Below are 11,322 nucleotides of genomic sequence, written 5' to 3'. Positions count from 1 at the left end.
AAACTTCTTGATTACTGAACATTGCTAACGCAATGCCCCGTGCATGAAAATCATGCACTCGGGGGCGTCCAGGCAAATCATAATCCCGCAACCAACATTAATTCTTCAATAGTATCAACGGCTTGGGTTTTGTCACTCAGGCCTTCTTTGCGTTTTACGCCCAAGCTGAGCGACAACAGCTCAGCAAGAGCGCCATGAAGGTGGACGGACAGTTTGCTCTCTGGCTCCGTTGGCGTGAGCACAATGCTATCTACCAGACCGCGCAAGGCATCCTTTGCCTCCAGCATGCCATCTGGTTCCTGAAGTTGCGAAATCAGATCGCTGATCTTATCGCGGTAGGTCTCCGCCATCTTTGGGTGAATGCGGATGGGTGAAGGGGCGGGGTCGCGTTCAAGCTGCGCTTCCAATTCAATGCGGTGCGCGTCAAAGGCCAGCATCCGGTCTTTGACTTGATCGGCTGGGATGCCTGCGAGGATCGCGTCGACCAGCTTGGCATGGTCGGCTTTAACTGTTGTGAGCTCTTTGCTTAGGGCATTACGGTTCTGCGAGGCTGAGGCCTGCAGGCGATTGCGCTCTTTGGCGAATTCTGCGCAGAACATCTCCAAAGCGTCTTGATCCATCAGGTTGTTTTGCAGCGCAGCAAGCACAAGCCGTTCCAGTTCCTCTTGTGAAATCATCGCCATGTTGGTGCAGCAAGCCTTGCCCTTGTTGCGTGCGGTTGAGTAGCCAAAGCTGTGTTTGTTCACTTTTGAAAATCCGCCCCCGCATTGGCCGCAGGTCATAAGGCCAGAAAACGGGGTTTTGGGCCGGCGGCGGTCCCAGATCGGCGTGTTGGTGTTTTTGACCTTCATCGCCCCTTGGCGGGTCCGCACTGCCTCCCAGAGGTCTTGGTCAATGGTCCGCAAGTCTGGGACATCTGTAATGACCCAGTCCTCTGCGGGGTTGAGGCGCGATACCCGTTTGCCTGTGCCTGTGTCTGGGTCTTTGCGCCTAGGTCTTTTAAAAAGAGCGCGTTCATGGTGCCTTTGAGACCGATATGCATCTCAGAGATTGATCTTTTGCTGACTGTCTCAATTGCGACTGATTTGAACTCGAGCATTTGATAGACCGATGCGATATCAGCCTGATTGCGCCACAGGCGATCCTGCGCTTGCGAGATGACACTATCGAACGGTCCGCTTGCTGCTGACCTCAGAAGGTTTTGAATCCCGCTACGCATGAGGCTCGCGCCGGCCATTGCCTTATGCGAAAACACCTCGACGACTTCTAAGCCTTGTCTCGTTGCATAATCTCGGCACGTTCGAACTGGGTCATCGATCGATGCATCGCGTTGCATATCCGTTGAAAAACAGGCGTAAAGGGCAGCGCGAAGAGGTCGGGTCATTGGCTTTGTTCCTTTGATTTTTGAGAATGGTCGGTGCGGGCAGCTGCGCGGGCGAGAGATTTAACTGCGGCGTAAAGTCAGTGATGCGCGTGGATTCTGCGGAGCTTTTGGCAAGTATCAGCTCGGAATGTGCGACGCAAAGTCGGTGGTTTAAGATTGTTGGTATCGGCACATGGCTGATTTTGTGGTGTCGAGCCTTGCTCATTGAATTCCTCAGTCCGCGGGTGTCGCGGCGTTTAGTGTCCATAAAGCGATCCATTTGATCGCGCATTCGGGTCACATATGAGGAATAATTTAGGGCGCTATGCCATGCGTTCAGGTTCATGTGGATAACTTAGGTTAACATCCCTTGGCCTACGCGGTGTTTGTCGGTGACTCTTCTGTTCTCAAGAACTTGCGAATTTGATCACCGGACAACTCACGGTTTTTGCAAAGCGCTGTGGCAATCGTCGCGACCAGCTCCTTTCGACCCTCAAGAATCTGGATCGCGCGAAGCTGTTGAGTTCGAAGTGTTTTGTCCAGGTATTTTGCCGTTGTCCGGGAAACTGTTTGAGCCTCGATCGGATCGTAGACCAGTTGGTCTCCTAGCCCCCATTCATAGGTCATTTGTCCGGCTAGTTTGGTCGCGAGTTCGAGGTCTGAGTTCTGCCCTTGGCCGGCACCATTGAGCGCTTCGCCAAAGACAACTTTCTCTGCGGCACGGCCAGCGAGCAGGGCGGCGATGCGGTCTTTGGCGCCTAGTGTGCTGAGCAGCAAATGACAGGCTGCTCGAACTGACGATCGCGCACTGCGGCTGCAAGGCGCAGGCGCGCCATCATCGGCATGACCTGCGACGGGCTGTCCATCTTGTGAACAGCTGGGGCCAAGCGATAGACGCAGCCCCCCGCGCACGCCACAACAAGACAGGTTATGAAGCAAGAAAGACGTGGAAAGGTCCACCCGATGCCCCACTACCCCAAAGATATTCCGGTCGTCATCGTCGGCGCAGGCCCGACAGGTCTAACAGCGGCCAATTTGCTGGCCGTCTATGGAATCGATTGCGTTATCTTGGAGCAAAACGCGGGGCCGATGAACCTTCCGCGCGCCCTCGTGATTGACGACGAAGGGGCGCGCACGATGCAGGTGTTCGGATTGGACAAGACCTACCTCAATGACGCGTTGGAAGGCGTCGGATCGCGGTATTACGACGACGAGGGTAACTGCTTTGCAGCGACGGGGCGGGGGGCGCGCAACTTTGGATTTGCCAAGCGAATTTTCTTCTTCCAGCCCGAGCTTGAGGCGGCGCTGCGCGAAGTGTCGGCACAAAGGTCTCCGGGCACACTGCACTTCGGGGCCCAAGTGACCGATGTACGCAACGGGCCTGATCATGCGCTGGTCACGGTGCAAGATGCGGAGGGTCATAGCCATCAGATCCGCACACAATGGGTGCTGGCCTGTGACGGTGGGCGCAGCCCGATCCGAGAGCGGTTGGGCATTCCCATGTCCGGCAACACATATGCAGAAGACTGGATTGTTGTCGACACAGTGAACGATCCTGACCAGACCCTTTATTCCAAGTTCTTTTGTAGCGGTTCGCGGCCAACGGTCAGCGTGCCTGCCCCGTATGGCGGGCGGCGCTACGAATTCATGCTGCAACCGGGCGAGACCCGCGAACAGGTTCTGGAGGACGGGTTCCTTGAGGCGCTGATGGCCCCTTATCGGCCCTACCGCACCAAAGATATTATCCGCAAAACCGTCTACCGCTTCCATGCCCGCATGGCCGAGCAATTCCAGTCGGGACGCATTGTGTTGATGGGGGATGCGGCGCATCTGACACCGCCTTTTGCCGGTCAGGGCATGAACGCGGGCCTGCGCGACGCGCTCAATGTCGCTTGGAAACTTGCCGCAATCCTGCGCGGCGGTGCCGATGCGCATATCATGCAAAGCTACGAGGCAGAGCGGCGCAAGCCCGCGTGGGACATGATCCAGCTTGCCGTCGCTATGGGCAGCATCGTGATGCCCGCCGGGCGCGACCAGATCGTGTTCCGCGACCTGATGATGCAGGCGCTTGAACCGTTTCCAGCTGTGAAAGACTGGCTGGTCCACATGCGGTTTAAGCCAAAGCCGCGGTATCGTGAGGGTCTGTTTCTGGATCTGGATACCCCTCTTTTCGAGGCATCCTTGGTGGGCGAAATGATCCCCCAGCCTGAGGTGCACAAGGACAGCAAGGTGCAGTTGCTTGACGACGTGACAGGGCCGGGCTTCTGCCTGATCGCACAAAATGCTGCAGGGGCGGCGGCGCTGGCCGCGCTAGAGCAGGACACATTGCTTGACCTGCCGCTGACTGCGATCACGCTAGACACCATGGGCAGCGGAGATCTGGGCGCGCTGAGTCCTGTCGATCCGCAAGCCATCCGCCCGTTTTTGACCCACCGCGACCAGATCATGCTGGTCCGGCCCGACCGGTATTGCGCCGCGGCATTCTACCCCGAGGCATTGTCGGCCACCTTGGAACGCTACGCAGCGCTGTTGACACAGACCGATACGGCACGCAAGGCTGTCGACATGACGGCCTGAGAACGGGGCAGAAAAGAGCTGCCAAAGACATTGCGAGGGGGGAGGAGACCCAATGCAACTTATCTGGAAAAGATCCTATGCTCTGGCGCGGGGACTGGCATTAGTTGGCTTCACTGGCCTGCTGGTACTGGCGCTGATGACAACCTCTGACGTGCTGATGCGCTGGCTGTTCAAGGCACCCCTTCAGGGCGTCAATGATGTCAGTTCGGTCGTCATGGCCGTGGTTATTTCTGCCTGTATTCCCGCCAACCTTGCGATGAAGCAAAACATCCGCGTCGAGGTTTTCGGGGCAATAGCCAGCCCGCGCATGAAGGCATTGCTTGAGGTGTTTTCAAGCGTGCTGACCTTTGCCCTGATCGCGCTGATTGCTTGGCAATTTGTCGGTTACGTCGGCTCACTAAAGGCTAACGGCGACCGGACTTGGGTCTTGGGCTGGCAGGTCTGGCCGTGGTGGAGCGTGGCCACAGTGATGCTGTGGCTGGCGGCTTTCGTGCAGGCAATGGTGCTGATCAGCGACATTTCATCCTTGTTTGGCGGCCGCGACACAGACGCGGCGCGGCCCAACGACCCATCTTCTTCGCTCTGACCGCGCAAAGACTTAAAGGAAACGGATATGGATCCTCTTGTTATTGCCATGATCGGCTGCGCCGCCATGATGGGGCTGATTTTTATGCACGTTCCGATTGGTATTTCGATGGCGCTGGTTGGCGTTGTGGGATTTGCGCAGGTCGTCGGCTGGGGCCCTGCGATTTCGCTGCTGGCCAGCGAACCGGCTTCGGCGATGGGCTCGCTTGATCTTGCGGTGATCCCGCTGTTCATGCTGATGGGCAGCCTTGCCGCAGCAAGCGGGCTGGCATCGGATGTCTATGATATGGCCAGCGCGTTGTTTGGCCATCGCCGTGGCGGTCTGGCGACGACGACCGTTGTGGCCAGCGCAGGCTTTGGTGCGATCTGTGGATCGGGGGTGGCAACAACGGCCACCTTCGGACGGGTCGCTATGCCCGAGATGCTGGCGCGGGGTTATCATCCGGCATTGGCATCGGGCGCAGTCGCTGCAGGCGGAACGCTGGGGATAATCGTGCCACCGTCTGCGATGATGATCCTGTATTCGGTGCTGACCGAACAATCGGTGCTTCAACTGTTTACGGCCGCGATCATTCCTGCCCTGCTGGCTGTTCTGTTCTATGCCGCTGCGGTTCAAGTGACGGTGATGCGCAACCCCGACAGCGCCCCGCGTTCTGACAAACTGCCGCTCAAGCTGCGGCTGGCGGCCATCGGCCGCGCTTGGGGCGTGATCTTGTTGGCGGTTGTGGTGCTGGGCGGCATCTATTCTGGCATCTTCACCGTGAACGAGGCCGCCGCCATCGGGGTGGTCATCACCTTCCTCTTTGCGCTGCTGCGTCGCCGACTGGATCGCGCCACTTTCCTGCGCGTGATGGCCGAGGCCAGCGGCTCTACCGCGATGATCTACATCATGGTCTTCGGCGCGACGATCTTTTCCTACTTCATCTCGGTCACGGGCGGCGCGTCCTATATCGTTGGGGTGATCTCGCAGGCGTCGGTCGATCCGTTGATGGTGATCTTTGGCATCTTGGTCCTGTATATCATCTTGGGCGCCTTCTTTGACGAGGTGGCGGCGATGGTCATCACCTTGCCCTTCGTCATCCCAGTCATTCAGGGGCTGGGCTATGATCTGGTCTGGTGGGGTATCATCAACGTTGTGGTGATCGGCATAGGCCTGATTACCCCACCGATCGGCATCAACGTGATGCTGCTGAAAGTGATGTATCGCGATGTTAGGATCACCACGATCTACCGCGGCATCGTGCCGTTCCTTGTGGCCGATCTGGTGCGGCTGATCATTCTGGTGCTGTTTCCCGCGCTCACACTCTGGCTGCCCAGCATCATCGGCTGACCACCTGTCCATCTTGCGGACGAGTTTGACTGGGCCGTCGAGCGCAACCCGCAACAGCGCTACAATGACGACACAAACAGGGAGGATACCATGAACCTACGACATATCCTAATCGCGACCGCCGCGGCCGTCGCCTTTGCCAGCACCGCCAGTGCCGAGATCTTGCGGTTTTCCAGCTTTGAGCCCCCCGTGGCGCATGTCACCAAGAACATCCTGACGCCCTGGGCGGCCAAGGTGAATGCCGCCTCTGACGGCGAACTTGACATTCAGATCTTTCCCGGCGGCACGCTGGGGCGCAATCCTGCGCAGCAGCTTCAGTTGGTCGAAGACGGCGTGGCCGACATCGCTTGGGTGATCCCTGGCTATACTCCCGGACGCTTTGACCAGGGCACTATCGGAGGATTGCCGTTCTTGGTGCCCAATGGCACGGTCGGCTCAAAGGCGATGTGGTCGCTCTATGAGCAGGGGCTGCTCACCGGCGATTATGAGAAGTTCAAATTGATCGGTGTCATGACATCCTCCCCCAACGCCGTGGCCAGCACCGTCGAGGTGCGCACTCCTGCCGACATGAAGGGCCAGAACTTCCGCGCGCCTGGTCCGACCATGCTGAGCGCGATCGACGCGCTTGGTGCGGTGCCGGTGGGCGGGATCACCGGACCGGGGATGGCCGAGGCGATGAGTCGCGGTCTGATCTCGGGGACATTCACCCAGTTCAGCGCGATCGAAACCTTCCGCGTCGGTGAAACAATCAACTATTATCTGGACATGCCGCTGGGCGCGACGCCGATGCTGATCGTGATGAATCAGGCCAAATACGACAGCCTGTCGGAGAAGGCCAAAGCCGCAATCGACCAATTTTCGGGCAAGGTATTTTCCGAAGATTTCAGTAAATCCTTTGACCAGGACGTCGCTGAAGCACGCGAACGGGTGCTGGCGGCCAACGACATCAGCGTGATCGAGCCAGATGACGCACTGACCCAGCAGTGGAAAGACGCGCTTTCGCTGTCCACGACCGAATGGATCGCGGGCCACGAAAACGGGCAGGTCATCTATGACGCCTTCGTCATGGCGATCGACGAGGCCGCAGCCGCGAATTGATCCAGCGCTCGGGCGCCGCCAAACCCGTCGGCACCGGAGCGGCTTTGAGCAAGGATTCTGGCAATGGATGCAGCCAAAGACATCGCCGAGATCGCGCAGCTGATCTAGGTCTAGGGCCTATGTCGCGACCAGCGGCGCTGAGACGATCCGCGCGCCTACTTCACCCCGAAGGGCACGATCTTTGTCACTCGGTTTCGGGGCGGCTTCACCGATTTCATGATCCAGACCGTTTTTTCCGCGCTCCCTGAACGCTATCGCTATCTTGGCTTTCGTCTGCTGCCTGCGGGCCGGCCTTTTGCAGGACGGGATCATCTGCGACGGCACGCCCGAGGCCGACGCCCTGATCTGGGATGCATATCGCTGGGCGTCGCAGGCGGCGGGGCGCGATTAATCTAGGGTGTCGAGCTGTTCCAACGCGTCGGTGATCCCCTTCGTACTCGCCAACAGCTTGTCGCGATACTGCTCCAGCGCCTTGTCAAAGGACAAGGCGCTGCCAGTCCAGATCACAGTCAGACAGGCCACGACCTGCGCGCCGCGATAGATTGGCGCAGAGATGCTTTGCGTGCCAAGCCGGTAGCCTTCCTTGCGGTAGCCGACGCCCAGTTTCACGCAAGTGTCCAGTACATGCCCCAAGGGCCCGTCTTGCAATATCACCGGATGTTGCAGGCCCTGCCGCGCGCGCAGGCCTGCTAGGGTCTGCTCGCGTACGTCCTCGCGCGAAAAGGCCAGATAGGCGCGCCCCCCCGCGGTATCGAGCACCGGCAATTGCACCCCGACCATCCCGTGGTCGATGGAGTAGGGACTGATGTTATGCGTCGCTTCCCTGATTTCCATTTGATAATCGTTGAACGTCACCAGAGCGAGCGGCCACAGGATTTCGCGCCCTAGCCGCACCATTTCCGGCACGGCGGATTGCATGACCCAATCCTCATGCCGAAACCCAGAGCTGAGCGTTTTGGCCTGCAAGGTCGGGCGCCATTTTTCCGACGAATAGTCGCGGCTCACAAATCCCAGCCCTTCGAGCGTTTCCAGCAGCCGGTAGACGGTGGGGCGCGGAATGGCGGTCACCGCCGCGACCTCGGCCGCTTTCAGCCCGTTGCGTTGGTTCAGCGTCTGAAGGATGAGCAATCCTCGCTCTAGCGACCGGACGGATCCAAAGTTTGAAATGTTAAATCTCCTTATTTCCGCACGGGGCCTTTGTCGATCATGACACCGACACAGGCTAAGTCAACAAAGCGCTGGTTCTGGCGGGGCACACCAGTCGATTTGTCCGACAGGCGAACAAGTGCGGTTGCCGCCAGTGCAAGATCCGCCGCTTGGTTTACCATAGTTTGCAGCACTCGCTTACACCCGAAAGGAATCTGGCCCATGACCCTCAGTTCACTTGGATATATCGGCATCCGGTCCTCAAAGACCGAAGATTGGAGCGGCTTTGCCACCAACCTTCTGGGCATGCAGCAAGTGGATCGCGGCGGCAATTCGCGGGCCTTTCGTATGGACGACCGTAAGCAGCGTCTTCTGGTCACCGATGACGGGCAAGAGGGGCTGGATTTCATGGGGTGGGAAGTGGACCACCCCGACGAGCTGGACCGTCTGGCCAGCCGCCTTGAAAACGCAGGCGTGGCGGTGCGCGTTGAAACCGCCGCTTTGGCCGATCAACGTTTGGTCAGTCAGCTGATTTCCTTTAACGATCCAGATGGCAACCACATCGAAGTTTTTTGGAAACCGCAGATCGCCAGTGATCCCTTCGTCCCAGCGCGACCCATTTCGGGGTTCAAGACGGGTACGCTGGGCATGGGCCATGCGGTGTTGCACGTCGAAGATGCCTCCGCCCTTTTGCCGTTCTACCGCGATCTTCTTGGCTTTAGCGTTACCGATTATGGGCTGACCCCATTTCCGCTGTATTTCTTCCACATTAACGGGCGTCACCACAGCTTTGCCATGGTCGGATCGGGCCGCAAAGGGTTGCATCATTTCATGGTCGAGCTGCAATCTCTGGACGATGTAGGCCAAGGCTATGACATCGCCCAACAAGAAGAGGGGCGCGTGGCCTATACGCTGGGGCGGCATTCCAATGACCATATGATGAGCTTTTACGCCAAAACACCCTCCGGTTTTTTCGTCGAATATGGCTGGGGCGCACGGGTGATCGAGCCCGAGACATGGGAGGCGCACGAAACGACAGACGGACCCAGCTATTGGGGCCACGAACGGGTGCATCTGCCAGACGGCGATCCGGCCCGCGAACGCATGCGCGAGATGCGGATAGACGCGGCCAGCCGTGGCAAGCGCGCCGCCGATCCTGTGCCCAATTGCGCCTGGCTGGATTCGGTTGTTCGGCAGGACTGACCGCGGCCAAAAATACCAGTCGCTATAATCACGGCACGGAGCGATTTATGCGCATGACCAAGTTACCAGATCTTCAGACCGCAATCATCATCTCCGAAGCGGGCGGGCCAGAGGTCTTGCAACCCGCGCAGATGACCCTACCGCAACCTGGAGCGCATCAAGTGCTGATCCGCGTCGTGGCAGCGGGCATCAACCGCCACGACTGTTTGCAACGTGCTGCGGGCATTCACCATGATGGCAACCCGGTACCGGGGCTCGAAGCCTCTGGCGTTGTCGTTGCGCTGGGGCCGGGGGTGACTGAGTTGGACATCGGCGCGCCGGTGATGGCGTTGTTGCAAGGCGGCGGTTACGCCGAATATGCTCTGGCAGATGTGGCCCTGACGATGCCGGTGCCCGAAGGATTAAGCATGACAGAGGCCGCAGCAGTGCCCGAAGCCCTGTTCACCGCATGGTGGAACTTCTTTTTCCTGATGCAGCTTCGACCCGACGAATTCGCCCTGATGCACGGCGGCACCAGCGGCGTCGGCCATCTGGCGCTTCAGGCAATGTCCGGGCTGGGATATAGCGTTCTGGCCACCTGCGGCAGCGCCGATAAGGTCGCCGCCGCCAAACGGTTCGGCGCGCGCAATGCGTTCAACTACAATGACACCGAACTGGCTATGAAAGTACTGGATGCCACAGGCGGTCAGGGCATCAGTGCGCTTTTGGATGTCTCTGCAGGTGCGCATCTTGACGCGGATCTAGAGATGATGGCCCCTGACGGGCGCATTGCGCATCTGTCGGGCGGTGGCGCGCTGAGCGTGCCGCTAAAAAAACTGATGGCCAAGCGCATCTCGATCACCGGATCATTGCTGCGCCCGCTGGCGCTTGCGCGAAAAACAGAGGTGGCACAGATGATCCGCCGCGATGTCTGGCCCTTGCTGGGCACGCAGGTGCGTCCGGCACTGGCCGCTGTCCTGCCGCTGTCCGACGCCGCACAGGCGCATCGGGAAATGGGAAAGGGCCACCACATCGGCAAGATCGTTCTGGCTGTTTCAGACTAGGGCTGTCCACGATGTGGACACGAGCCAATAGGCTGGGGTCCAGTTCTGCCGCTCGCGCTAGAACCCAATCAACACCAATTAACGGAGCTTAGCGATGCGTATTTCTTCTTATATCACTTCAGACGGTACCGCATCTTACGGTATTGTGCAGGACGGTAAACTTCACGACGCAGGCAAGGCGCTGCACGCCACACTCCCCGACCTGCGGGCGGTGATGGCGGCGGGCGCACTGGATCAGCTCGAAGCCGCCGCTGAAACGGGCGAAGTGCTGGACATGGAATCGGTCAAATTGCTGTCGCCCTTGCCGAATCCGGACAAGATCATTTGCATCGGCCTGAACTACATGACCCACATCACCGAAACAGGCCGCGACAAGCCGGCCAAACCGTCGATTTTCACCCGCTACCCGTCTTCGGTGGTCGGCCACGATGTGCCGATGATCCGCCCGCAGGCGTCCGACTGGTTCGATTTCGAAGGCGAACTGGCGGTGATTATCGGCAAAGCGGGGCGCAACATCTCGGAAGCCGACGCCATGGCGTATGTGGGCGGCTACAGCTGCTTTAACGACGGGTCGATCCGTGACTACCAGCGCCACACCTCGCAGTTCTGGGCAGGCAAGAACTTTGTCGACAGTGGGTCAATGGGGCCTTGGCTGGTCACAGCTGACGAGATGACCGATCCGGCAGCACAGACCATGGAAACCCGGCTGAACGGCGAAGTCGTGCAATCGACACCGATTTCTGATCTGGCCTTCAACATCCCCGAACTGATCGCCTATCTATCGATCGTAACCGAACTGCTGCCGGGGGATGTCATTGCCACAGGCACGCCCAGCGGTGTCGGCCTGTTCCGCGAGCCCAAGCTGTTCATGAAAGATGGCGACCGGATCGAAGTGGAAATCTCGGGCATCGGGACGCTTTCCAATCCGATCCGCGACGAGGGCCAGTGATTATACCGCCGGTCTTACGGGCATACAT

Annotated in this window: 12 protein-coding genes; 7 read left to right on the top strand and 5 right to left on the bottom strand. The window is 58.9% G+C overall.

The features are described from left to right. Nucleotides 1–77: 77 nt before the first annotated feature. The 3 genes from EDD53_RS09305 to EDD53_RS09295 all read right to left on the bottom strand — a co-directional run bounded on the left by EDD53_RS09305 (nt 78) and on the right by EDD53_RS09295 (nt 2,140). Nucleotides 78–872 (bottom strand): recombinase zinc ribbon domain-containing protein, encoded by a 795-nt coding sequence (locus EDD53_RS09305; RefSeq protein ID WP_148087108.1) that lies wholly within the window; start codon nt 870–872, stop codon nt 78–80. Next, nucleotides 848–1,384: a recombinase family protein gene (locus EDD53_RS15130; RefSeq protein ID WP_123792938.1), complete on the bottom strand. Its 537-nt coding sequence runs from the start codon at nt 1,382–1,384 to the stop codon at nt 848–850. Before EDD53_RS15130 ends, EDD53_RS09305 begins: the two co-directional genes overlap by 25 nt. Nucleotides 1,385–1,738: 354 nt before the next feature. Beyond that, the gene (locus EDD53_RS09295) at nt 1,739–2,140 is read right to left on the bottom strand and encodes a hypothetical protein (RefSeq protein ID WP_170162731.1); all 402 of its coding nucleotides are present in this window, start codon (nt 2,138–2,140) and stop codon (nt 1,739–1,741) included. Between the two features lie 153 nt (nt 2,141–2,293). On the opposite strand from EDD53_RS09295, the gene EDD53_RS09290 reads away from it, so the two are divergent. The 4 genes from EDD53_RS09290 to EDD53_RS09275 all read left to right on the top strand — a co-directional run bounded on the left by EDD53_RS09290 (nt 2,294) and on the right by EDD53_RS09275 (nt 6,953). Further along, the gene (locus EDD53_RS09290; protein ID WP_425464057.1) at nt 2,294–3,940 is read left to right on the top strand and encodes a bifunctional 3-(3-hydroxy-phenyl)propionate/3-hydroxycinnamic acid hydroxylase; all 1,647 of its coding nucleotides are present in this window, start codon (nt 2,294–2,296) and stop codon (nt 3,938–3,940) included. A gap of 52 nt (nt 3,941–3,992) precedes the next feature. Next, nucleotides 3,993–4,526, top strand: coding sequence for a TRAP transporter small permease (locus EDD53_RS09285; RefSeq protein WP_123792935.1), 534 nt, complete (start codon nt 3,993–3,995; stop codon nt 4,524–4,526). Nucleotides 4,527–4,553: 27 nt separating this feature from the next. Next, nucleotides 4,554–5,855, top strand: coding sequence for a TRAP transporter large permease (locus EDD53_RS09280; RefSeq protein ID WP_123792934.1), 1,302 nt, complete (start codon nt 4,554–4,556; stop codon nt 5,853–5,855). Between the two features lie 90 nt (nt 5,856–5,945). Next, nucleotides 5,946–6,953 carry a TRAP transporter substrate-binding protein gene (locus tag EDD53_RS09275; protein WP_123792933.1) on the top strand — a complete coding sequence of 336 codons (1,008 nt, stop codon included), beginning with the start codon at nt 5,946–5,948 and terminating at the stop codon, nt 6,951–6,953. Between the two features lie 387 nt (nt 6,954–7,340). On the opposite strand, the gene EDD53_RS09270 is transcribed toward EDD53_RS09275, so the two are convergent. Continuing rightward, nucleotides 7,341–8,120, bottom strand: a complete 780-nt coding sequence (locus EDD53_RS09270) for a helix-turn-helix domain-containing protein (RefSeq protein ID WP_281277948.1) — start codon at nt 8,118–8,120, stop codon at nt 7,341–7,343. An 11-nt stretch (nt 8,121–8,131) separates the two neighbouring features. After that, entirely contained in the window at nt 8,132–8,281 is a 150-nt protein-coding gene (locus EDD53_RS14745; RefSeq protein ID WP_170162730.1) for a hypothetical protein, read from the bottom strand. A 40-nt stretch (nt 8,282–8,321) separates the two neighbouring features. Between EDD53_RS14745 and EDD53_RS09265 the strand changes: the two genes are divergently transcribed. From EDD53_RS09265 to EDD53_RS09255, 3 genes are all read left to right on the top strand, one after another. After that, nucleotides 8,322–9,302 (top strand): VOC family protein, encoded by a 981-nt coding sequence (locus EDD53_RS09265; protein WP_123792931.1) that lies wholly within the window; start codon nt 8,322–8,324, stop codon nt 9,300–9,302. Between the two features lie 53 nt (nt 9,303–9,355). Further along, nucleotides 9,356–10,345, top strand: coding sequence for an NAD(P)H-quinone oxidoreductase (locus tag EDD53_RS09260; RefSeq protein ID WP_123792930.1), 990 nt, complete (start codon nt 9,356–9,358; stop codon nt 10,343–10,345). 94 nt (nt 10,346–10,439) lie between these two features. Beyond that, complete coding sequence (locus EDD53_RS09255) at nt 10,440–11,294, top strand: fumarylacetoacetate hydrolase family protein (RefSeq protein WP_123792929.1); 855 nt, start codon at nt 10,440–10,442, stop codon at nt 11,292–11,294. The last annotated feature ends 28 nt before the right edge of the window (nt 11,295–11,322 follow it).

Source organism: Pacificibacter maritimus (assembly GCF_003814915.1).
GTDB classification, from domain to species: Bacteria; Pseudomonadota; Alphaproteobacteria; order Rhodobacterales; family Rhodobacteraceae; genus Celeribacter; species Celeribacter maritimus.
The sequence above is the reverse complement of the archived record's forward strand: the minus strand, read 5'-3'. Positions and strand labels throughout refer to the sequence as shown.

Coding starts and splice junctions, on each gene's coding strand:
- EDD53_RS15130 (WP_123792938.1), bottom strand. CDS start 1,384: ATGACCCGACCTCTTCGCGCTGCCCTTTACGCCTGTTTTTCAACGGAT.
- EDD53_RS09290 (WP_425464057.1), top strand. CDS start 2,294: ATGAAGCAAGAAAGACGTGGAAAGGTCCACCCGATGCCCCACTACCCC.
- EDD53_RS09285 (WP_123792935.1), top strand. CDS start 3,993: ATGCAACTTATCTGGAAAAGATCCTATGCTCTGGCGCGGGGACTGGCA.
- EDD53_RS09280 (WP_123792934.1), top strand. CDS start 4,554: ATGGATCCTCTTGTTATTGCCATGATCGGCTGCGCCGCCATGATGGGG.
- EDD53_RS09275 (WP_123792933.1), top strand. CDS start 5,946: ATGAACCTACGACATATCCTAATCGCGACCGCCGCGGCCGTCGCCTTT.
- EDD53_RS14745 (WP_170162730.1), bottom strand. CDS start 8,281: ATGGTAAACCAAGCGGCGGATCTTGCACTGGCGGCAACCGCACTTGTT.
- EDD53_RS09265 (WP_123792931.1), top strand. CDS start 8,322: ATGACCCTCAGTTCACTTGGATATATCGGCATCCGGTCCTCAAAGACC.
- EDD53_RS09260 (WP_123792930.1), top strand. CDS start 9,356: ATGACCAAGTTACCAGATCTTCAGACCGCAATCATCATCTCCGAAGCG.
- EDD53_RS09255 (WP_123792929.1), top strand. CDS start 10,440: ATGCGTATTTCTTCTTATATCACTTCAGACGGTACCGCATCTTACGGT.